This window comes from Agrobacterium cavarae (assembly GCF_004310285.1).
GTDB lineage: Bacteria > Pseudomonadota > Alphaproteobacteria > Rhizobiales > Rhizobiaceae > Agrobacterium > Agrobacterium cavarae.
On sequence record NZ_SISF01000029.1, the window covers coordinates 143,223 to 164,633 of the forward strand.

Here is a 21,411-nt window from a genome sequence, read left to right on the forward strand (position 1 = left end):
AATTTATGATCGTTTGTGATTGACATGGTGCTTTTAGATGCGCGATATCTGCTCTCAATGGGAGGCGAGTTCACCTGGGACTCGCAATAATTGCCGTGGGAGGATACTGCGATGGGACAATCCCGTCTTCTCGAAAATCGTTGGGACGACGCTTATGCAGCAACGCTGGATGAGCCGGGAAAGCTGCTCTATCGCTCCAACCTTCTGGGCGCTGACAAACGGATCACCAATTACGGTGGTGGCAATACCTCTGCCAAAGTCTGGGAAACCGACCCGCTCACCGGCAATAAGGTTCGCGTCATGTGGGTCAAGGGATCTGGCGGCGATGTCGGCACGATCAAGCTTGACGGCTTCGCCACCCTCTACATGGAAAAGCTTGGAGCGCTCAAGGGCATTTACCGCGGCGTGGAAGACGAAGACCGCATGGTCGGTTTTCTTCCCCATTGCACGTTCAATCTCAACCCGCGCGCGGCCTCCATCGACACGCCACTGCATGGTTTCGTGCCCTTCGATCATGTCGATCACATGCATCCGGACGCAATCATTGCCATTGCCGCTTCGAAGAATTCACGGGAACTGACGAAGGAAGTTTTTGGAAGTGAGATCGGCTGGCTGCCTTGGCGACGCCCGGGCTTCCAGCTCGGTCTCGACCTTGAAGCCTTCGTCAAGGCAAACCCCGATGCCAAGGGCGTTGTGTTGGAAAGCCATGGTCTCTTCACCTGGGATAACGATGCCAAGGCCTGTTACGAGCTGACGCTTGCGATCATCAACAAGGCGATCGAGTGGTTCGCTGCCAAAACTGAAGGCAAGACTATTTTCGGTGGTGCTGTCGCCAATACCCTGCCCAGGGAAGATCGCCGGGCAATCGCTGCCCGGCTGATGCCCGAAATTCGCGGACGCATCGGGAAAGACGAGCGCAAGCTTGGTCATTTCGACGATCAGGATGCCGTGTTGGAGTTCGTCAACTCGAAGGAATTGAAGCCGCTCGGCGCGCTTGGCACATCCTGCCCTGACCACTTTCTGCGCACCAAGATCCGCCCCCTGATCCTAAATTTGGATACGTCGAAACCGGATGTTGACGCATTGCTTGCGGGCCTCGACCAGGCGCTTGAAGACTACCGCGCCGATTACACCCGATACTACGAGAGCTGCAAGCACGCCAATTCGCCGAAGATGCGCGATCCTAATCCGGTCATCTTCCTCATTCCCGGCGTCGGCATGTTCTCCTTCGCCAAGGACAAGGCAACCGCGCGTATTGCAGGTGAGTTTTACGTCAACGCCATCAATGTGATGCGCGGTGCATCGGCAGTGTCGGAGTATCAAGGTCTGCCGGAACAGGAGGCCTTCGACATCGAATATTGGCTGCTGGAAGAAGCGAAGCTTCAGCGCATGCCGAAGCCCAAGAGCCTTGCCGGGAGGGTTGCATTCATTACCGGTGGTGCGGGAGGTATTGGACGGTCTACGGCGGAGCGGCTGGCAAGCGAGGGCGCCTGCGTCGTGCTTGCCGATATTGATGAGGCCGCACTCGAAAACACAAAGGGTGATTTCGAAAAGAGGTTCAGCGCTGATGCTGTTTGTACTGTGAAGCTCGATGTCACCCAGGAAGATGCCGTTCTTGCCGCGTTCGCCGAGGCGAGCGTCGCGTTTGGCGGTATCGATATCCTCGTTTCCAATGCGGGCATTGCGTCATCTGCACCGGTCGAAGACACCACGCTTGCCATGTGGAACAAGAATATCGACATTCTGGCAACGGGCTATTTCCTCGTGTCGCGGGAAGCCTTCCGCCTGTTCCGACGTCAGAAGCTCGGCGGCAATGTCGTCTTCGTCGCATCCAAAAACGGCCTGGCGTCTTCACCCAACGCATCTGCCTATTGCACTGCGAAGGCTGCTGAAATCCATCTCGCTCGTTGCCTGGCCCTTGAAGGTGCCGATGCCGGTATTCGCGTCAACACCGTCAATCCCGATGCGGTTCTGCGCGGCTCCAAGATATGGAACGGCGAGTGGCGCGAACAGCGCGCGGCATCCTCCAAGATCGAGGTGGACGATCTCGAAGAACATTACCGCAAGCGTTCCATGCTGAAGCTGAACGTCTTTCCGGAAGATATTGCCGAAGCAATCTTCTTCCTGGCGTCAGACGCATCTGCCAAGTCGACGGGGAATATCATCAACGTCGACGCCGGCAACGCGCAGAGCTTCACGCGCTGAGGCACGAACCGCCCGTGCGTTCAGCCGTGGGCGGTTTGCAGGTCAGGTGCTGGTGATTGCAAAATGAGAAAGATCGCCACGATCAAGCCCTTCCTCCGCTCACGATGAGTTGGCTACAGAACGGCTTGAAGAGGACGTGGTGCAGAGGGAGGATGACATGACGGAATTGAGAATTGCGGCGGATCTGGTCGATCGCGAGAACGAGAAGCGCGCGAAGGCGCATGAAGCAGACTATGCGGCCCTCGGTGAACATCTGTCACGCCGCAACGTCGATATCGATGCGATCACGGCCAAGGTTGCCGCGTTCCATGTGGCCGTCCCATCCTGGGGTGTTGGAACCGGCGGCACACGCTTTGCCCGCTTTCCGGGCCTCGGCGAGCCACGCGGTATTTTCGACAAGCTGGATGACTGCGCTGTCATCAACCAGCTAACGGCTGCCACGCCCACTGTCTCTCTTCATATTCCGTGGGATAAGGAAGATCCTGCAAGACTTAAGGCACACGCCGACGCGCTCGACCTCGGCTTCGACGCGATGAATTCCAACACCTTTTCGGACGCTGCAGATCAGCAGCACTCCTACAAATACGGCTCCTTGAGCCATACGGATGCTGCAACGCGCCAACAGGCGGTCGAGCACAACATCGAATGCATCGAGATCGGAAAGGCACTCGGCTCCAAAGCCTTGACGGTCTGGATCGGCGATGGCTCCAACTTCCCTGGACAGAGCAACTTCACCAAAAGCTTCGAGCGCTACCTCGCCGGTATGGCGGACATCTACAAGGCACTGCCGGATGATTGGCGGCTGTTCTCCGAACACAAGATGTACGAGCCGGCTTTCTACTCCACCGTCGTACAGGACTGGGGCACCAATTACCTGATCGCCAATACGCTCGGTGAGAAGGCTTTCTGCCTCGTCGATCTTGGTCATCACGCACCCAACACCAACATCGAAATGATCGTTGCTCGCCTGATCCAGTTCGGCAAGCTCGGCGGCTTCCACTTCAACGACAGCAAATATGGCGATGACGATCTTGATGCCGGCGCTATCGAGCCATATCGCCTTTTCCTCGTGTTCAACGAATTGGTGGATGCAGAGCACCGCGGCGTGAAGCAGTTCCATCCAGCGCATATGATCGACCAGTCTCACAATGTGACCGACCCGATCGAAAGCCTCATCTCCAGCGCCAACGAAATCCGCCGGGCCTACGCACAAGCATTGCTTGTCGATCGCTCCGCTCTTGAAAATTTCCAGCAGGAAAACGATGCACTCATGGCGTCCGACACGCTGAAGCGCGCCTATCGCACGGATGTCGAGGCCATTCTTGCGCAAGCCCGCAAAAAGGCTGGTGCGGCAATAGATCCAATCGCAACTTACCGAGCCAGCGGCTATCGCAAGCAGGTGGCAGGTGAGCGCCCTTCACAGCGTGGCGGCTCGGGCGGGATCGTCTGAAAACCGGCGAGAGAGCGTGAGATGTCAAGCAAGCCGGACTTTGGCCTGGCTGTCCGCGCCGCTCCTGTCGAAACCGGACTATGCGAGCTTGGCTCGACCACTGCCATTCAGGGAGGACGCACTACTGAGCGAACCGGTGCCCTTTTCCGGTCCGTCGTACCACAGCTACTCGGAAGTTTGCGCTGAGGGCGTGTTGCGCACCTTTCTCTGGTGCGCGCACCAATCCATCACGCAATAAGCTTGTTGTCTCGCCAAAGGCGGAAACCGCCCTCAAAGGCCAGAGTGTTGTCGCCCTTGCGGCAGTTTGGGGGAAGTGAATCGAGTTTCTCCACATTGCCGCCACCGATGACCACATAGTCCGGCTCAAGGGCGTCAGTCAGAGCTTCGACCACGTCGAAGACCCGCTTCTGCCACTTCTTGTGGCCTTTCTTTTCACGGTAGGCTTCGCTGACGTAATGCTCGTAGCTCTTGCGCTTGCGATAGGGAAGGTGGGCGATCTCCATCGGCTGCGCGACGTTTTCCACGATCATCGCCGCTCCAAGCCCGGTGCCGAGGCCAAGAAACAGCATGCGGCCGCCTTTATAGGAGCCGATCGCCTGCATCATGGCGTCGTTGACGATGCGAACGGGATGGCCGAAGGCGGCCTCGTAATCGAACCCAACCCAGCCCTCGCCAAGGTTCGCAGGGTCGCGAAGCGGCTTGTTATGAACAACGGGGCCTGGATAACCCATCGAGATGACGTCGTATTTCATGCCCTTCGCCATGGCCTTCACGGCCTCGACCATGTCGGAGGCGGTCATGGTCTTTCCGCTTTCCGCCTTCTTTTCCTCACCACCTGCGCTGGAAAGGATTTTGACGTGGCTGCCGCCGATATCGATGGACAGGACAACGCGATCTTTGGTCTCTGAAATATCTTGAGTCATATATATTTTCTCCAATGGTCAGGCGGGGTCTACCCAGCCTCCAGGCGGCGCGGATTTGTCCATCTCGGTTGGTCCCCATGTCCCCGGCTTGTAGGTCGGCGGAATGGTCTTGTTGTCCAGGATCGGCTCGACAATCTTCCACGCCAATTCCGCGGCATCCTGCCGGGTGAACAGTTGCCGATAACCGGCCATGGCGTCGCCGATCAACCGCTCATAGGGCGCCATATCGCCGATGCCGTCATCAAGCGCCGTGAGTTCGACCGCCTCACCCTTCATTTTTTCGCCGGCCGCCTTGCGGCGCGCGCCGACGCCGATGGAGATATCCGGACCAAGGCGGAAGCGGATGTAGTTGGCCGGTGTATCAGTAACGTCATCGAAGAGTGCCACGGGAGGGCGCTTGAAGCGGACGACCACTTCGGTGGCGTGGGCGGGCAGGTTCTTACCGGCGCGGATGAAGAACGGCACCCCATTCCAACGCCACGTCGCAACCCGGAAGCGAACGGCAGCGAAGGTTTCCGTCGGCGATGACGGGGCCACGCCGGGTTCGTCAGTGTAACCTTCGAACTGGCCGCGCACCACGTCTTCTTTGGACAGCGGCGGCATGGCTTTCAGCACCTGCACCTTCTCGTCCACGAGATCGTCGGAGGCACCCGAAGCTGGCGGCTCCATGGTGAGGAGCAGGAGGACGTTGACGAGATGGTTCTGGATCACATCGCGGATGCAGCCCACTTCGTCATAAAATTTGCCTCGCCCTTTGATGCCGAAATCCTCGGCCATGGTGATCTGCACGCTCTCCACATGATCTCGATTCCACACCGGCTCAAGGAAGCTGTTGGCAAAGCGAAAATACAGAAGGTTCTGAATGGCTTCCTTGCCAAGGAAGTGGTCGATGCGAAAGATTGCATCTTCCTCGAACACCTTGTGCAGCACGTCGTTCAGCTTCTTGGCCGAAGCAAGGTCGCGCCCAAACGGCTTTTCCACCATCAGCCGGGCGTTCTTGGCGATGCCGGCCTGATCAAGACCATCGGCGACTGTCTCGAACAGGGACGGTGGAATTGCGAGATAGTATAGCGGGTTTTGATGTCCTGCCAGCGCCTGCTTCAGTTTGTCAAATGTCGACTGGCTGCGGTAATCGCCGGAGACGTAGGACAACTTCTCCGCCATCTTTGAGAAAGCAGCCTCATCGATGGTGTCAACGTGTTTCGACACGGCGTCTTTGGCACGCGCGATTAGCTGATCGCGCGTCCAGTCGTCGAAGGCCACACCGATGATGGGCGTGTTGAGCGCGCCACGCTTCACCATCGCATAGAGCGAGGGAAAGATCATCTTGTGCGCGAGATCACCGGTGGCACCGAACACCACCAATACGTCGGACTGTTCCTGTGCCATGGCTTTTTTCTCCCGCCTTACTTGGCTTTTTCCAGATGGCCGCCAAAGGCGTGGCGCATGGCCGATAGCACCTTGCCAGCAAACTGTGCCTCACCGCGCGAGGAAAAGCGTTCGAAGAGCGCCGAGGCGAGAACCGGGGCGGGTACACCCGTTTCCACGGCGGCCTGCAACGTCCAACGGCCTTCGCCGGAATCCGATACGCGGCCGTCGTAGTGTTCGAGGTGTGGGTCCTGCTTCAGCGCCTCTGCGGTCAGATCCAGCAGCCATGAACCAATGACAGAACCGTGTCTCCAAACTTCTGTCACAGCGGGCAGATCGACATCGAAACGATAATACTGCGGATTGGCGAGCGGCGCCGTTTCTGCATCGACCTCGCGCTCGCTATTCCCGGCGTTGGCGGCTTTCAGTATGTTCAAGCCTTCGGCATAAGCTGCCATGACTCCATATTCGATGCCGTTATGCACCATCTTGACGAAGTGGCCGGCGCCGGCCGGACCGCAATGGAGATAGCCTCTTGGAGCTGTGCCGGTTTCCGGATCCTCCGCAATGTTCTGCCCGGCACCCGGTGCGAGAGAAGCAAAGATCGGATCGAGACGCTGTACGGCGGCCTTCGGGCCCCCGATCATCAGCGAGTAACCACGCTCCAGGCCCCAGACGCCACCCGATGTCCCGACGTCGATGAAGTCGATGCCCAACGGTGCGAACTCCGCGGAGAGATTGATCGCCTCATGATAAAGCGAGTTGCCGCCATCGATGATGGCGTCGCCATTGTCGAGCTGAGAGGCAAACTCCCGCGCGATTTTCGGCGTAATCGCAGCGGGCAGCATCAGCCAGACGGCGCGCGGCTTTTCAAGTTTGGAGATGAGGTCGGCAGGCGAGGATGCGCCCTTTGCACCTTCCTTCACCAAGGCGGCGACATTGTCCGCATTGACGTCGAAGACGACGCAGTCATGACCCTGTTTGAGGAGGCGGCGAACCATGTTGGCGCCCATACGGCCGAGGCCTACCATTGCAATTTGCATCTCATTCTCCATTTTCGATGCGGGCTGAATCACTTGTTTCATCCACGACGTGAACGGTAAAGTTGGTGTTTTCCCACGTTCCGCTGTCTGGCCAATAGAAGGTGAAGACGATCGTTTTTCCTGCGTCTTCATGCTGGACAGGCAGGTCGGCGTAATAGGTGCCAAGTCCCGATGGTACCATTGGCGTATCGGAAGTGCTGACCCAGCCGTCCGCGCTCCAATGCACCACCGCGTTCGTCTCGGTTTCCAGTCGAAGCATCTTGCCAACGGGGATCGATGACAGGCGGTTGTTGAAACGCCAGATGCGCAACTGAGACCCTGTCTTGTTCTTGATGTAGCGCTCGACGCCCTGCGGTGGCATATCGAACACGGTGCCATCCTTCAGCGATCGCAGAAGCTTGATATGCTCGGAATGGGCCCAGACGAGTGGCATGGCGCTGCCCGAAGGGCGACCGAGAAACAGCTCCTTCTCCGGCAGATCCGGTCCATCCCAAACCTGCTCCGGGAAAAGCCCGCCATAGCCCGCCGATTTCTCCAGCGTTCCCAGAAGCGCTTCGGCAGCTTCACTCCGGCCGGCAGCAAGTTCGTAATGCGCGCGTTCGCCAGCCAATAGCGGCCAAGGCCGACCCTTGCCCGTACCATCGAAGGGGGCGCCATCTTCATGCTCGCCATAGCCATCGCCGGTGTAGCGATACCAGAGCGATCCCTGTGGCAGATCGGCGCGCAGGCTGTGATCGATGGCTTGGATGGTGTCGAGAATATGCGGATCGTCGGGCGCGCGCAGGCCGAAACGGACGAGAGCCAAGGCATCCGGACTGAGCACGTCGGCTGTCGGCAACAGTGCCCGGTCGGGCGTCTGATTGCGGATTTCCGTGTTGCCTGAGGCTCTTGCCTCATCCGTCGTGCCAAGCGGCGCGATGCGGACATAATGACCTGAGATTCCAAGCGCTTCGCAGAAATTCTTCTCGCCGGCAAAGGTCCATTGTTCGATCTGTTCGTTCCAGCAGTCCGCGGTTTCGCGCAGATGATTGGCAGCCACATCGTCGCCGTCAAGCGAGAGCAAATCGGCCGCTGCAAGCAGCGCGGCGATCTCAACGGCAAGCGTGAAGGGACTATAGCCTGCATCCTCTTCCCAACGATCCTCGCAGGTTGTGGGGCCGTTTGTCAGGATGTAGTTCGCCGCGCTTCGTACCATTGGCATGAAGCGCTTCTGTGCCTTCGCATCAAGATGCCCCAGCCGTCGCAGCATGTCGGTGAGCAGGATAGGAAAGGCGCACTCATCCATCTGAATGCCTGGCCAATAGGGTTTCCCATCAAGCCAGAGATTCTGCGGCCAGCGACCGGAAGGCTGTTGAACATGGCGCAGATAGTCGAGGATGGCGATTGCTTCCTCCGCATCACCTGCGGCCAAAAATCCGCCAGCCGTCTCCACCAGGTCGCGGGGCCAGACGAGGTGATAGCCGCCAAGGTCGTCATCGCCTTTGGAGAAGCCCCAGGGAATGGAGAGGCTGGCAACCACGGCGCCCGCCCGATCGGCTGCCCTGTGCGAGGCGAGAACGGCGGTTGATACCCGGTAGGCATTCACGCCGGCCTGCTCCTGGCGATCCAGCGGGACGAGCTTTTGCTGCCAGGCCTGCCAGTTGGCGACATAGTGTTGTTGTGCCTTTTCAAACCCGTCCTTGAGGCTGCCCGCTGCTGCGGCGGCTGCCTCGAATTCCGTTTGACCGAAACCGATGGCCATTGTCGCTTCCTGGCACGCACCGGTGAAATCGAACTCACCTGCCAGGGCCACGTTGCCGTCATCGGCTCGCTGGTATTGTTCGGCAATGCGCCCATGTTGTTTCAACTGCCGCCAGCCATCCGAAACGCCGACAAAACCCGCGCTGACAGCGCGCCATGGCGTGTCGGAGATGAGCGCCAGATAACGTGAGCGGCCGGTTGCGAACAGCACGGTCTTGTCCTCGAACTCACTAATCCAGGCCGAGTTCAGTTGTCCGGCATTGACCAGATGGGGAGCGAGCAGGGCGGTGACCCTGTAGTCATTCACCTCACCCTTGAGTGCCGTGAAGCGGACACGCTGCATCACGCAGGCGCGAGACGGATCTGTCACCACCTGCTTCTCGATCCTATAGCGCCCATCTCGCGCGGTGTTGATGATGGAGAAGGCAGGAATCCCAGGGGCGATTGTCCTGGTTTCCGTTTCGCAATCGCGCTTTTCCTCGGAAAAGTAACCGTCATTGCCGGTGACGACGAAACCGAAATCGCGTGTGCAGGCGCTGTCGACGCGGGGATAGTAAATTTCGTTGAGAACGCCGTGGCTCAAGGTGAACCAGACACGCGAATGTTTGGAGAGTGCGGTGCCAATGCCGTTTTTAGCACTCGATGTCCAGCGCGCGTCGATGCCGGGCGCTCCAGGAGCAGCGTCCACCATTTTGCTCAAATGAGGTGTGCCGGTATCTGACTCGCTTTTCGTTGTCGGGATGGAAGGTTCAGGAAGGGAACTCGTCATTTCAAGAATGCCTTGATGCGCTGCAAAATGAATAGCTTAAGTTCAAAACAAGAGAGGATCGGCTGTCACCCCACCCGGAATATTTCAGTTCATACTCAGATACCACAATGGTACTTGGCAACTTACATTTTCGTAATTCTTAAACAAACTTCGATGCTTCTATCGCCTTACCCAGCGCCGTTGTCGTCGAAGCCTTTCAAATCCATGCGAACAACGAGATTGACCGGCTTTCGGTTGCACCAGTGAAAAATTTCTTATGACGATCCAGTTCGGGAGACCGGAAGCGTTACAATGGCCTGAAAACCGTTTTTGCTGTTCTGGAGCGTAACGGTACCGCCATAGAGTTCGACAATTTCCTTCGATATCCCCAAACCGAAGCCACTGCCCTGTACACTCTCATCCAGCCGCATACCCGGCTGGAAAGCCTCGTTGATCCTGTCTTCGGCAATGCCCGGGCCGTCGTCGGTAATCGTGATCGCGACAAGGCCGCCTGTTCGCGTGGAAGTGACTGTCACTGCGGTAGAAGCCCATTTGAACGCATTGTCCAGCAGGTTGCCAAGAATTTCGTCCACGTCCTCCGGATCGCAGCGAATGCCGGCGCGGTCCTCGACTTCGCAACGAACCGACAAAGCCTTGTCGCGATAAATGTTCGAGAGAACGAGGATGAGGTCGTCGAGACGGGGGCGAAGCAAGACGTGCCGATCGGAAGGCTGCCCTGCCGTGGACTTTCGCGCGTCGGCAAGATGATGCCGGATTCGACGATCGATACGCAGGACGAGATCTCTCAATCCGCCACTCGCATCGTTGTCGTCGTTCAATCCAAGCGTCAGGCTGGCGACGGGTGTTTTCAGCCCGTGGGCCATATTGGCAAAATGGATCCGCGCCTCCTCAAGTCGCCTTTCGTTCAACGCGATCAGCCGGTTGATCTCCGTCGCGACGGGCTTCAACTCTTCGACTTCTCCCTCGGGGAGAGTTGAGCGATTGCCGGCTGATACCTCTGCGATATCGGTCGTCAAGCGCTTGAGCGGCTTGAGGCCGAACCGCACCTGTAGATACGTTCCGATGAGGAGAGTTATACCGAGCAGCGCCATGGCCGGCACGAGCCACATGAGGGACCGGAACGCCGGATCGGTCAACGCAGCCTCAGGCGCAGACGCCGTGATCTGCACCAGCTGGCCGTCGATGCGTGTCGACAGGGTGCGCGTGTAAAGCCCGCGTCCATTGCCGTCTTCCGTCTCACCTGGCCGTGGTCGGGCCGACGTAAGATCGCGCCAGTCCGCCTGGCGACCGCCGGGTTTGAGGGCGCGACGCTCCAGAGAACGGGACGAGAGCGTCGATGTCTCTGATCTCACCTGCCAGTACCATCCGGAATTCGGTCGATCAAAGGGCGGTCCGTCCAGTTGAGAAGCCATCATCAACTGGCCGTTTTCGCTAACGGTCAAGCTGCTGCGCGCACCTTCGATCTGGGTATCCAGCCGCTGGTCAATCTGCTCGCGGACGACCCCGGCAACGATGAACCAGAGAATAACGGATGCGACGAGAATAGCACCCGCCACGAAGGCGGCGGAGAACGCTGTCAGGCGTCCGGCAATCGAGGTGGGGCGGGAAAGGCGCGGCCATCTCATGATGCAGCCGTCATCATGTAACCCCTGCCACGCACGGTCTCGATATATTCGGCGCCGATCTTCCGGCGCAGCCTAGCGACGATGACTTCGATGGAGTTGGAATCCACTTCGGCGTCGCCATCATAGACGCGCTCCATCAACTCGCTCCGGTCCACGATGATCTCCTTGCGCAAGATCAGGCAGGAGAGCACACGCCACTCCAGTGCGGTGAGCTTCAAGGGAACGCCGTCCTTCTCGAATGTTCCAAGCTGGGCGTTGAAGGTAATCGATCCACAGGTCACAGTCGCGCTGGCATGGTTGTTGGCGCGCCGAACTAGCGCGCGCAGTCGCAACACCAGTTCCTCGACCTTGAAGGGTTTGGTGAGAAAGTCATCGGCTCCCGCCTTGAAGCTCGCCACCTTGTCTGGCCAGCCGTCTCTTGCCGTCAGTACGAGTACAGGAAACGTCTTGCCTGCATCTCGCCAGGAGGCGAGCACCGAAACGCCATCGATCTTGGGGAGGCCGAGATCGAGAACCGCGACATCGAAGGCTTCTGTCAGGCCCGCATGCTGACCGTCTTCACCATTGCGCGCGACATCAACAACGAAGTTTTCGTTTCGGAGACTGCCGGCAATCCGGCCTGCAAGGTCGGTATCGTCTTCGACAAGAAGGACACGCATGAGGGAATTCTACTCCGTGGGATCGGGCTTTCTTATGGTGCTGGACGCTTAACTCAAACTGAACGGGATGGTTCAGGCTGGCGGTGGTGGGGCTTTGATAGAAAGGCGTCATTCCAATCACAAAGGAGACCAGACATGTCTATTACACCTGAAACCGAAACCAAGCACCACGACGACGTCAACCACGTCCACCCGCATCCGAAGAAGCGGTCTGTGGCGGCCTTCGCGGTCGGCGCCATTGCCATTCTGGCCGTCGGCGTTGCCGGTGGTGCCGGCGCCATGAAGCTGACGCAGCCCAAGGCAGAGCTTGCGCCGATTGTCCCCGTCGCCATTTCCGCCATGCCGGATGACAGCCTGACCAGCATCAAGGGCAAGGTGGTCGAGATCTTTGGCAACAAGTTCATCATTCAGGATGAAAGTGGCCGTGCTCTCGTAGAAACGGGACGGGAGGGCAGGGGCGGTACCCTCGTCAACAAGGACGAAGTCGTTACCGTTCAGGGCCGCTTCGATGACGGCTTCCTTCACGGTAGCTACATCGTTCATGAAGATGGAAAGACCAACCCGCTCGGCCCGGCCGGCAAGCCGCCGCGCGGCCCGGAAGGTGGTCCCCGTGGACCGGAAGGCGGTCCTCACAAGCCTTGATATTTGAGGTTCGCACCATAGCTGGAAAAACACACGGCCGCTCGGATACGAGGCGGCCGTGTCGTCATGGTTTGAGCGAGGCAGCGCTGGTGGATGAGAGCAGCGCTAATTCGACTGCTTTCGCCGCAATGCGTCTTGCAGGCCCGAAACGAGATATCCAAGACCGCTCTCGAAGACGTATTCCGTGTTGACCGTTCCAACCTGCCGAAAGGTTTCCAGGGCTTCGGTCAACAGAGGGAGGGGAGCAAGTTCTGCATCGAAGTCGACTTTGGCGCCGTTTTGCTCGATCCGTTCTCGCTCTTGCTCGCCCTGTTCTTCAAGAACATACCCCACCACATAGCGCGTCACGCAGATGGCGATGCCAAACGCCTCCTTGGTTGAAAAGCCCGCATCGACATAGAGCTGCAACACCTTTTCCGTATCGGCAAAATCGGTGACCGATGGCCGCGTGCCTGCGGTCAATCGCGCGCCATCACGCACGCTGAGCAGCGCCTTGCGGACGCTGCGGGCGTTGGAAAGCGTAAACGACACCCATTCCTGTCCAGGTTTTGGCACGCGGACGTCATGATAGCGCAGCAGCATTTCTGAATTGATCGCATCCAGCAGCTGAGACTTGTTGCGGAAATGCCAGTAGAGCGCCGGCTGCTGAACCCCAAGCCGTTCTGCTAGCTTCCGGGTGGATAGCTTGTCTATCCCGACTTCGTTCAACAGCAGCAAAGCCTCATCGATGATGCGCTCGCGTCCAATTGCCATGGAAAAACACCTCTTGACTTATCGGTGATAAGGGAGCTTATCACTGATAAATTTATCGCTGATAAAGTCTATGAGGATATCTCTCCATGAACAAGGCCCTCATCGTCATTCTCTCCACCGTCGCGCTCGACGCGATTGGCGCCGGTCTGATCTTTCCCATCCTGCCGGATCTGTTGCGCGAGGTGACGGGCGGAGACGATTTCGGCTTCCTGTACGGGCTCATGCTGTCTGTATTTGCGATCATGCAATTCGTCTTCTCACCCGTTCTCGGCGCGCTCAGCGACCGGTTCGGGCGGCGTCCCGTTTTGCTGCTCTCTCTTGCGGGCACACTCATCGATTACCTTGTTATGGGCCTTTCGCCGCTCGGTTGGGTGCTTGTGGTGGGGAGAGCGGTTGCGGGAATAACCAGCGCCAATATGGCCGTCGCGAGTGCCTACATAACCGATATCACGCCAGCCGCTCAGCGTGCGCAGCGGTTTGGCACAATCGGTGCGGTGATGAGCACGGGCTTCATCATTGGCCCGGTGATCGGCGGTGTCATGGGTGCCTGGTGGCTTCGCGCACCCTTCCTGGCGGCGGCGCTGTTCAATGGTGTCAATCTTCTCGTTGCGCTTTTCGCACTGCCGGAAAGCCGGTCGACGAGCCAAGACAAGTTCGAGCTGAAAGAACTCAACCCGTTGCGACCTCTGCTCTGGCTGTGGGATTTTAAAGACCTTCTGCCGCTTGTCACAGTCTTCGTGGTCTTTGGCCTGGTTGCGGCAATACCCGGGACGGTCTGGGTTCTCTACGGGGCCGAGCGGTTCGGTTGGGATTCCGTTCATCTCGGGCTGTCATTGTCGGTCTTCGGTGTCAGTGGCGCGCTCGCTCAAGCCTTTCTCGTTGGGCCGTTGTCGCGCCGCTTCGGTGACCTTGGCACGTTGATGATCGGCGTCGCCTTCGACATGCTCGCCTATACGCTGATGGCCTTCGCCACTCAAAGCTGGATGGGTTATGCCGTAGCGCCGCTCTTCGCACTCGGCGGTGTCGCGATGCCAGCGCTCCAGTCGCTTGCAACAAGCCGGGTGAGCGATGAGCAACAGGGCCAGTTGCAAGGCGTACTGGCGAGCCTGATGAGCCTCGCCGGTATCGTCGGACCTGTCCTCACCACTGCCTTGTTCTTCTCGACCAAGGCAAGCTGGATCGGCACCACATGGCTGGTGGGAGCCGGACTTTATCTGCTGGCGTCTCCGCTTTTCACGACGGTGAGAGAACCCAGGCGTGGCGAGGGCGAGTTGTCAGGTCGTCCCAGCCACGATCGTTGAAATGCGAGATCGATGATTAGCGCGTCACACGGCCGTTTTCGGCAACCAGACGCCCTTGTTTGAAGACCTTGTGCCGCGTTGGGAAGGCAATCACGGCCTCCGGTACATGGCCTGCCGCAAGGGAAACGAAGTCCGCCTTCGCGCCCACTTCGATGCCATATCCCTCAAGTCGCAAGGCTTTCGCACCTGCTGCTGTCACGATGTCGAATGCTGCTGCCAGTTCAACGTCGGTGTAGAAGCCTGATCTGTAGCCAATGATCTCGGCCCGGTGCAGCATATCGCCATCACCATAGGGCCACCAGGAATCGCGGATATTGTCGCTGCCGCTGAAAACGGTGACGCCCTCGCGGCGCAGCAGGGCGACCGGTGGGAAATTATGGTTGCCGGGGGCATTGGTCATGATCGACACGCTGCTTCGCGCGATCCGGGCCGCGATCTTCTTCGCCGCGTCGGGTGCGAGGTCGCCGAGCCCATAGGCATGACTGACGGCGACATGTCCTTGCATGCCGAGTGCGACGGTGCGGTCGCAAATTTCCTCGATGGTGAAAGCACCCATCGAACCTGCATCATGAAGATGGATGTCGATATCGACGCCGTGCTTCTCGGCCACGCCGAAGACCACGTCGAGATGGCCATTGACGTCGCGGTCGAAGCTTGCAGGATCAAGACCACCGACAAGGTCTGCGCCAAGGCCGATGGCCTCATCAAGAAGCTCAGGCGTGCCCGGGCTTTTCAGGATGCCGCTTTGTGGAAAGGCGACCAGCTGGATGTCGATCATGTCCTGATATTCCTCGCGCACAGCGAGGATGGTTTCCAAAGACTTTAGCCCAACCGAGCCATCGACCATGACGTGGCTGCGCATCTGGGTCGTGCCTTTGGAAATGCAAAGATCGAGTTGATTGCGCGCGCGTTCCGCCATCGGCTCGGCTTTCGCCATGTTCTCGGCCTGGAAGGCGACGCGCTCGTGCACATCAAAGCCATTGGTGCATGGGCGATGCGGCACCCACTTGCCGCCATAAAAGCTGGTATCGAGATGGATATGTCCTTCGACGAAGCCAGGAAGCAGCAGATCGCCGGAAAGGTCGATCGACGGGGGCGATGCCGCGCCGGGAGGCGTTGAACTCGCCGCTGTTTCAATGGCTGTGATCCGACCATGTTCCACGGTGATGTTGCGCAGTGAGCCGTCGGCCAGCTTGGCATTGGTGAAGATTGTTGTGGTGGTCATTGGGATTCCTTTTCGTATTCACTCTCGTGAGGCGCCAGCCTGCGCTTGCTCATCACGGCATGTGTTTATAGTGGCGCCAGGTGGCAGGCGATCTTGCCGCCGCCATCCCGGTTGCGGACCTCGGGGGCCACCTTGGTGCAGAGCTCTGTTGCGATGGGACAGCGCGGATGGAAGGCGCAGCCCTTCGGCGGATCGAGCGGGCTTGGCGGTTCTCCGCCCATCAATGCGCGGTCCCGGTTAGGCGCCGCGACATCGGGGATCGTTTGCAGCAGAAGCCGTGTGTATGGGTGTTGCGGATTGGCAAACAAAGCCTCGGTCTCTGCCTCCTCCACGATGCGGCCGAGATACATCACCGCAATACGGTCGGCCATGTGGCGGACGACTGCGAGATTGTGGCTGATGAAGAGGTAGGTCAGGCCAAGCTCATCCTGTAATCTACGCATGAGATTGAGGATCTGCGCCTGGACGGAGACATCGAGTGCAGAGGTCGGTTCGTCGCAAACGAGAAATTCGGGCTCGCTGGCCAGCGCTCTTGCAATCGATATGCGCTGTCTCTGGCCACCGGAAAATTCGTGCGGGAAACGGTTGGCGTCGTCCGGCGACAGACCGACGGTGCGCAACAGTTCGGCCACGCGTGCGTCGATCGCTTGTCTGCCATCTCGCAATCCGAACACCTCGATCGGCTCGGCAATGATATTGCCGACGCGCCAGCGCGGATTGAGGCTGGCATGCGGATCCTGAAAGATCATCTGGGCTTCGAGCGGCTTGCCGCGGTTTGCGCCCTTTTCGGCTGGGGCAAAGACGATGGCGCCTTCGCTGGGATCGTAAAGTCCCGTCACCAGCCGGGCCACAGTGGACTTGCCGCAACCGGATTCGCCGACAAGCGCCAGGCATTTTCCCTTCTGCACCGTGAAAGTCACATCCTGCACGGCGCGAAGATAGCGCTTCGGCTTGCGGTCGATGACGCGGTTTAGCCATGGCGCGGAAACGTCGAAGACGCGCGTCAATTGATCTACTTCGAGCGCGTTGTCAGGGCTTCTCATGCGACGCCTCCATCGTGAATGAGGCAGGCGACGCTGCCGTGATCATTGCGTACCAGCGCCGGTTTGACCTCTCGGCAGCGGGAGCCGACATCCGGGCAGCGAGGATTGAAGGCGCAGCCTTCCGGAATGCCATTGAGGCGTGGCATGGCACCGTCAATTTGTGTCAGTCGCTCGACGCGGGCGCCAAGGGCCGGAATGGAGCCCATTAAGCCACGTGTATAAGGGTGCTTGGGGTTGCGCAGCACCTCGTCCACCGGGCCAACCTCGATCACCCGCCCGGCATACATGACGGCCACGCGGTCGGCTGTTTCGGCAATCACGCCCATGTCGTGGGTGACGAGCATGACGCCGGCGCCTTTCTCGCGGCAAAGCTTGCGCAGCAGCGTGGTGATCTGTGCCTGAATGGACACGTCGAGCGCTGTCGTCGGCTCGTCGGCAATGATCAATTGCGGATCGCCCGCCAGTGCGAGCGCTATGACGACGCGCTGGCGCATGCCGCCTGAAAACTGATGCGGATAATGGTCGATACGCTCGTCTGCGCCCGGAATACCAACCTGTTTCAACAGATCGATCGCGTGAGCGCGTGCTTCTGCGCGGCTGCGATCGGAGTGCAGGCGGATCGTCTCGGTCAATTGCTGCCCAACCGAAAAGAGCGGGTTGAGCGATGTGAGGGGATCTTGAAAGATCGCGCCGACCATGCGTCCGCGTACCATGCTCATCTCAAGTTCGCTGAGAGTGTCGGTACGCGTTCCGCCGATACGAATTTCGCCCGCTGCAATCCGGCCCGGCGGTTCGAGCAGGCCCAGCACCGCCATGCCGGTCATTGACTTGCCAGCGCCGGATTCACCAACGACGCCCAGGATTTCGCCACGCTCGACGGTGAGCGAAACATCGGACAGGGCGGTGAGGATGCCCTTTCGTGTCGGGAATTCGACGGACAGTCCTTTGACCTCGAGGGCCGGGATTGCGGCTGATGTCTGGTTGGGGGTGATCATCGCGAGACCTCGCTAATGTGATGCGAGAGCGGATAGCTCGGCGGGAAAATGTCTTCGACTGGGGGGTGCTGGAAGGTTCGTTCCGGATATTTGGCGACAAGACCATCGAATTGGCGCTGTGCCTGCTCTCGTGCGGCGGCGATGTCGATACCCGCAACCGCGCCGTCGCGCATCGAAATCCGGCCATCGACGATGGTGGCGCGGGTGACACGACCGGTGGCTCCGTAAACAAGGGTCTGGATCGGGTCGATCCGTGGCGCGATCATGCTGTCGGCCATGTCGAACACGGCGATGTCTGCCTTCGCCCCCGGAAAGATGCGGCCGAGATCAGAGCGTTTCAGCGCATCGGCGCCGGCAATGGTGGCGGCATCGTAGAAATCGGCGGCAGAACCGGCATCCCCGCGGCCCTCGGCAAGCCGGTTCATCATCAGACCGACCGACATGTTGAGAACCACATCGGGAGGGGCGGTATCGGTGCCCATGCCGATGCGGATCCCCATCGCCTTCAAGCGGGAGAAGGATTTGAGCGTCGAGCCATGGCGAGCCGAAACGAGTGGACAGTGAGCGACGGTCACGCCATGGTCGGCATAGCGTGCGAGATCGTCCTCCGTCGCGACGGTCGCATGCGGCGCGATCAGGCGAGGCGAAAGAAGGCTAAGGCGGTCCAGCCATTCCGGAGCCGTGACACCATGCAGGCGGCGCATGGTCTGCAATTCCATCTCGCCCTGCGCCATATGCAGGCGAACAGGCATATCCATATCATCGGCATGAGCGAAGGTCTGGCGGAGCAGTGTTTCGCTACAGGTTTCCACGCGGTCCGGCGCGAACATGCCGGAAATGAGGCCATTGGCTCTGCCGTGAATGCGTTTGGCAAAAGACGCTGCTTCAGCCAACTCGGCCAATCCCCGCTCTTCATCGAAGACAGGTTGCATAGCGCCGTTCTCATCAAGGATGACGCCACCGCTGCGATAGGCGGGACCGAGCCACACGCGGATGCCGAGGTCTTCGGCTGCATCTGCTGCTGCTTCGAATTCTGCGACCGTCTCGCCCCAGGCACGGTAGAACAGTGAGGCGATCGGAAGTGCCGACGTAATCCCGTTCAAGAGAAGCTGGGCGAAGGCGTAGTGCTTCTGGAAGGCAAGTTCGGCCTGGCTGTACATCTCATAGGCGCGGGTTGCGTAGTCCGCGGCCCAGACGCGGCCCTTTTTCCAGCCGGGCTGGTTGTCCATGGCAAGCACGGTCGTATCGAGATCGGAAAGGGCGTCGAGATCGACAAAGCCCGGACCGATAAGGGCGTCGCCCATGTCATAGCGAGCCGAAACGTCGCCCTCGAAATCGCGCCCAACCCAGAGAATTGTGTCGTTCTCGATGACGATTTCGCCATCTGGAATAAGGCATCGTCCTTCCGGCAGATCGGCAACAACGAAGCGCGCTTTGAGCGCCCAGCGCCCGTGCGGCCTCTTGCCAAGGGGAAGCATCGACCAGGATGAAGGCGCGTTCATGGACGCTCCTTCAGGCTCTTGCCGTCTCGCGCGACGACATTGCCAGCGGTCACCACAAGCTTGCGAGGTTGATGCGTGACGATCGCTTCGCCGACGGTCTCGCCTTCGACGATGACGACATCCCCACGACCGCCGATCGTCAGCGAATGTTCTGCACGATCCATCGCGTGAGCACCGCCAGTGGTACAGACATCGAGCGCCCAGAGGAGCTCATCATCGCGGCGCAGGTTATTCTTCATGCCGAGCAACATGGACCGCTCCAGCATGTCGCCATTGCCATAAGGACCCCAGGTATCGCGGAAGCCATCAACACCTGCACCGAAGCGGACGCCAGCGGAGCGCAGGCGGCGCAGAGACGGCACTTCGCGTGAGGGCGGGGCGGTCGTCAGGATCGGCACGTCGAGTTCGGCGCAGGTGTCGATCAGCGCCTGCGTCATGTTCCAGTCCGGATCGCCAAGGCAGAAGGCGTGGCTGACGGCGACCTTGCCTTGCATGCCGAGCGCACGGATCCGCTCGAAGATCAGTTCCATCGAGAAAGCACCGAGTTCTCCGCTTTCATGCAGATGGATATCGATGCCCTTGGCGTATTTCTCGGCAATGGCGAAGATCGTATCGAGATGAGCCTTCGGATCGCGATCCATGCCGCAGGGGTCGAGACCGCCAACGAGATCAGCCCCCATCGCCATGCCGGCATCGATCAATTCCGCTGTGCCGGGGCGGCGCATCAGTCCCGATTGAGGGAAGGCGACGATCTCGATTTCGACAATGCCGGCCAGCTGGCGGCGGGTCTCCATTACGCCTTCCAGAGCGATCAATCCTTCGTCCGTGTCGATATCCACATGGCTGCGGATGAGGGTCGTGCCGTAGCCGACCGATTGCAGCGCCTGGCGCATGGACTGGACATGGGCGTCCAACCCATAGTCGCGCTTGACCTTGCGCTCATTGTCGATCTTGTCGATCAGACGCGGACCAACTTCATTGACGTACCAGGAGTAGCCCAGCAGAGATTTGTCGAGATGGGTATGGGCATCGACAAGGCCCGGAATGGCGATGCGTCCGCCGGCATCCTCGACAGGCAGGCCCGCTGTTTCAAGACCCTTCCCGATCTCGGCAATACGACCGTCGCGGATCAGGATATCTGCGGTGTCGCCGCCCATCGGTCTTGCGTTGGTAATCAGAAGATCGCTCATGTGAAATGTCTCCGCACGGTTTCAGCGCAGTTTGGGATTAAGGGCGTCGCGCAGCCAGTCGCCGAGCACGTTGATCGACACAACGAGCAGACAGAGCTGCAGTCCAGGAAAGAGCACGATCCACCAGAGCCCAGAGAAGAGATACTGGTTGCCGATGCGGATCAGCGTGCCGAGCGACGGTTGCTCGGGCGGCATGCCGACACCGAGGAAGGAGAGCGTCGCCTCGATGAGAATGCCGAGACCGAAGTTCAATGTTGCCGTGACGAGCAGCGGCGTCGTGGTGTTGGGAAGAATATGCTTGAGCATGATCTTCCATTTCGACAGGCGGATCAGCCGGGCGGCCTGAACATATTCCTTGTTGCGCTCCACCATGGTTTGCGCGCGCACGGTACGGGCATATTGCACCCAAGCCGATAGCGAGATCGCAAGCACGATGACGCCGGAGGCGCCAGCTTCCCGCAGGGACGGCGGGAGTGCCTGTCTGGCGAGCGCTGAAACCAGGATGGCGATCAGCATGGTCGGCATGGAGAGGAGAACATCGCCCGTGCGCATCAGCAGACCGTCGGCCCATTTGCCGTGATAGCCGGCGACGAGGCCAAGCATGGTACCTATGACGAGCGACACGAGAACCGAGCTTGCGCCGATAATGATCGAGGCACGCGAGCCATAGAGAATGGCCGAGAGCACATCACGGCCCTGCACGTCGGTGCCGAGAATGAAGGGCCATTGTCCCTCCGGCATCCAGATCGGCGGGATCTCCGCATTCAGAAGATCGAGTGACGCGAGATCATAGGGGTTCTGCACCGTGATCAGTGGAGAGAAGAAGGCCGTGCAGATGAGGATCAGAAGCAGGATGGCTGCAGCAATCGCCGAAGGGTGTCGCTTGAAGCTCCACCACAGATCGGATTGGAGAGCCCTCGACAGGCGAGATGGACGGGAAACGGTGGCCGTCTGTTCGATGGCGGTCATGATGGTCTC

The 21,411-nt window shown here is 59.3% G+C and carries 17 protein-coding genes; 4 read left to right on the forward strand and 13 right to left on the reverse strand.

The window, feature by feature from the left end:
- Positions 1 to 111: 111 nt before the first annotated feature.
- Positions 112 to 2,205: a bifunctional rhamnulose-1-phosphate aldolase/short-chain dehydrogenase gene (locus tag EYC79_RS10785; RefSeq protein WP_130977972.1), complete on the forward strand. Its 2,094-nt coding sequence runs from the start codon at positions 112 to 114 to the stop codon at positions 2,203 to 2,205.
- 157 nt (positions 2,206 to 2,362) lie between these two features.
- Positions 2,363 to 3,655 carry an L-rhamnose catabolism isomerase gene (gene rhaI, locus EYC79_RS10790; RefSeq protein WP_130977973.1) on the forward strand — a complete coding sequence of 431 codons (1,293 nt, stop codon included), beginning with the start codon at positions 2,363 to 2,365 and terminating at the stop codon, positions 3,653 to 3,655.
- 227 nt (positions 3,656 to 3,882) lie between these two features.
- Here rhaI and EYC79_RS10795 read toward each other — a convergent pair whose 3' ends face one another.
- The 6 genes from EYC79_RS10795 to EYC79_RS10820 all read right to left on the reverse strand — a co-directional run bounded on the left by EYC79_RS10795 (position 3,883) and on the right by EYC79_RS10820 (position 11,782).
- Positions 3,883 to 4,578: an ROK family protein gene (locus tag EYC79_RS10795; protein ID WP_130977974.1), complete on the reverse strand. Its 696-nt coding sequence runs from the start codon at positions 4,576 to 4,578 to the stop codon at positions 3,883 to 3,885.
- Positions 4,579 to 4,596: 18 nt separating this feature from the next.
- Positions 4,597 to 5,967, reverse strand: a complete 1,371-nt coding sequence (zwf, locus tag EYC79_RS10800) for a glucose-6-phosphate dehydrogenase (protein WP_130977975.1) — start codon at positions 5,965 to 5,967, stop codon at positions 4,597 to 4,599.
- 17 nt (positions 5,968 to 5,984) lie between these two features.
- Positions 5,985 to 6,989, reverse strand: a complete 1,005-nt coding sequence (gene gnd, locus EYC79_RS10805; protein ID WP_112359790.1) for a phosphogluconate dehydrogenase (NAD(+)-dependent, decarboxylating) — start codon at positions 6,987 to 6,989, stop codon at positions 5,985 to 5,987.
- 1 nt (position 6,990) lies between these two features.
- Positions 6,991 to 9,420: a glucan 1,4-alpha-glucosidase gene (locus tag EYC79_RS10810; RefSeq protein ID WP_130978089.1), complete on the reverse strand. Its 2,430-nt coding sequence runs from the start codon at positions 9,418 to 9,420 to the stop codon at positions 6,991 to 6,993.
- Positions 9,421 to 9,752: 332 nt separating this feature from the next.
- On the reverse strand, positions 9,753 to 11,123 hold the full coding sequence (locus EYC79_RS10815; protein ID WP_130977976.1) for a sensor histidine kinase: 1,371 nt from the start codon (positions 11,121 to 11,123) through the stop codon (positions 9,753 to 9,755).
- Positions 11,120 to 11,782, reverse strand: a complete 663-nt coding sequence (locus EYC79_RS10820; RefSeq protein WP_062442305.1) for a response regulator transcription factor — start codon at positions 11,780 to 11,782, stop codon at positions 11,120 to 11,122. Before EYC79_RS10820 ends, EYC79_RS10815 begins: the two co-directional genes overlap by 4 nt.
- Before the next feature lie 135 nt (positions 11,783 to 11,917).
- Here EYC79_RS10820 and EYC79_RS10825 point away from each other — a divergent pair, with 135 nt between their 5' ends.
- Entirely contained in the window at positions 11,918 to 12,424 is a 507-nt protein-coding gene (locus tag EYC79_RS10825; protein WP_130977977.1) for a hypothetical protein, read from the forward strand.
- A 105-nt stretch (positions 12,425 to 12,529) separates the two neighbouring features.
- On the opposite strand, the gene EYC79_RS10830 is transcribed toward EYC79_RS10825, so the two are convergent.
- The gene (locus EYC79_RS10830; protein WP_130977978.1) at positions 12,530 to 13,177 is read right to left on the reverse strand and encodes a TetR/AcrR family transcriptional regulator C-terminal domain-containing protein; all 648 of its coding nucleotides are present in this window, start codon (positions 13,175 to 13,177) and stop codon (positions 12,530 to 12,532) included.
- A gap of 86 nt (positions 13,178 to 13,263) precedes the next feature.
- Between EYC79_RS10830 and tet(30) the strand changes: the two genes are divergently transcribed.
- On the forward strand, positions 13,264 to 14,478 hold the full coding sequence (tet(30), locus tag EYC79_RS10835) for a tetracycline efflux MFS transporter Tet(30) (RefSeq protein ID WP_130977979.1): 1,215 nt from the start codon (positions 13,264 to 13,266) through the stop codon (positions 14,476 to 14,478).
- A gap of 16 nt (positions 14,479 to 14,494) precedes the next feature.
- Here the strand turns inward: tet(30) and EYC79_RS10840 are convergent, their stop codons facing one another.
- The 6 genes from EYC79_RS10840 to EYC79_RS10865 all read right to left on the reverse strand — a co-directional run bounded on the left by EYC79_RS10840 (position 14,495) and on the right by EYC79_RS10865 (position 21,402).
- On the reverse strand, positions 14,495 to 15,703 hold the full coding sequence (locus EYC79_RS10840) for an amidohydrolase family protein (RefSeq protein WP_130977980.1): 1,209 nt from the start codon (positions 15,701 to 15,703) through the stop codon (positions 14,495 to 14,497).
- A gap of 65 nt (positions 15,704 to 15,768) precedes the next feature.
- Positions 15,769 to 16,746 carry an ABC transporter ATP-binding protein gene (locus tag EYC79_RS10845; RefSeq protein ID WP_062597955.1) on the reverse strand — a complete coding sequence of 326 codons (978 nt, stop codon included), beginning with the start codon at positions 16,744 to 16,746 and terminating at the stop codon, positions 15,769 to 15,771.
- Positions 16,743 to 17,741 carry an ABC transporter ATP-binding protein gene (locus EYC79_RS10850; RefSeq protein WP_130977981.1) on the reverse strand — a complete coding sequence of 333 codons (999 nt, stop codon included), beginning with the start codon at positions 17,739 to 17,741 and terminating at the stop codon, positions 16,743 to 16,745. Before EYC79_RS10850 ends, EYC79_RS10845 begins: the two co-directional genes overlap by 4 nt.
- Positions 17,738 to 19,243, reverse strand: a complete 1,506-nt coding sequence (locus EYC79_RS10855) for an amidohydrolase family protein (protein WP_130977982.1) — start codon at positions 19,241 to 19,243, stop codon at positions 17,738 to 17,740. Before EYC79_RS10855 ends, EYC79_RS10850 begins: the two co-directional genes overlap by 4 nt.
- Complete coding sequence (locus tag EYC79_RS10860; RefSeq protein WP_130977983.1) at positions 19,240 to 20,433, reverse strand: amidohydrolase family protein; 1,194 nt, start codon at positions 20,431 to 20,433, stop codon at positions 19,240 to 19,242. The genes EYC79_RS10855 and EYC79_RS10860 overlap by 4 nt, the downstream gene beginning before the upstream one ends.
- A gap of 21 nt (positions 20,434 to 20,454) precedes the next feature.
- Positions 20,455 to 21,402: an ABC transporter permease gene (locus EYC79_RS10865; RefSeq protein ID WP_062442335.1), complete on the reverse strand. Its 948-nt coding sequence runs from the start codon at positions 21,400 to 21,402 to the stop codon at positions 20,455 to 20,457.
- Positions 21,403 to 21,411: the final 9 nt, after the last annotated feature.

Excerpts from the sequence above, each read along its gene's own strand:
- EYC79_RS10810 (WP_130978089.1), bottom strand. The coding sequence starts at position 9,420 with ATGGTGGACGCTGCTCCTGGAGCGCCCGGCATCGACGCGCGCTGGACA.
- EYC79_RS10825 (WP_130977977.1), top strand. The coding sequence starts at position 11,918 with ATGTCTATTACACCTGAAACCGAAACCAAGCACCACGACGACGTCAAC.
- EYC79_RS10820 (WP_062442305.1), bottom strand. The coding sequence starts at position 11,782 with ATGCGTGTCCTTCTTGTCGAAGACGATACCGACCTTGCAGGCCGGATT.
- EYC79_RS10850 (WP_130977981.1), bottom strand. The coding sequence starts at position 17,741 with ATGATCACCCCCAACCAGACATCAGCCGCAATCCCGGCCCTCGAGGTC.
- EYC79_RS10840 (WP_130977980.1), bottom strand. The coding sequence starts at position 15,703 with ATGACCACCACAACAATCTTCACCAATGCCAAGCTGGCCGACGGCTCA.
- EYC79_RS10855 (WP_130977982.1), bottom strand. The coding sequence starts at position 19,243 with ATGAACGCGCCTTCATCCTGGTCGATGCTTCCCCTTGGCAAGAGGCCG.
- gnd (WP_112359790.1), bottom strand. The coding sequence starts at position 6,989 with ATGCAAATTGCAATGGTAGGCCTCGGCCGTATGGGCGCCAACATGGTT.
- EYC79_RS10795 (WP_130977974.1), bottom strand. The coding sequence starts at position 4,578 with ATGACTCAAGATATTTCAGAGACCAAAGATCGCGTTGTCCTGTCCATC.
- zwf (WP_130977975.1), bottom strand. The coding sequence starts at position 5,967 with ATGGCACAGGAACAGTCCGACGTATTGGTGGTGTTCGGTGCCACCGGT.
- rhaI (WP_130977973.1), top strand. The coding sequence starts at position 2,363 with ATGACGGAATTGAGAATTGCGGCGGATCTGGTCGATCGCGAGAACGAG.
- EYC79_RS10815 (WP_130977976.1), bottom strand. The coding sequence starts at position 11,123 with ATGAGATGGCCGCGCCTTTCCCGCCCCACCTCGATTGCCGGACGCCTG.
- EYC79_RS10785 (WP_130977972.1), top strand. The coding sequence starts at position 112 with ATGGGACAATCCCGTCTTCTCGAAAATCGTTGGGACGACGCTTATGCA.
- EYC79_RS10860 (WP_130977983.1), bottom strand. The coding sequence starts at position 20,433 with ATGAGCGATCTTCTGATTACCAACGCAAGACCGATGGGCGGCGACACC.
- EYC79_RS10830 (WP_130977978.1), bottom strand. The coding sequence starts at position 13,177 with ATGGCAATTGGACGCGAGCGCATCATCGATGAGGCTTTGCTGCTGTTG.
- EYC79_RS10865 (WP_062442335.1), bottom strand. The coding sequence starts at position 21,402 with ATGACCGCCATCGAACAGACGGCCACCGTTTCCCGTCCATCTCGCCTG.
- EYC79_RS10845 (WP_062597955.1), bottom strand. The coding sequence starts at position 16,746 with ATGAGAAGCCCTGACAACGCGCTCGAAGTAGATCAATTGACGCGCGTC.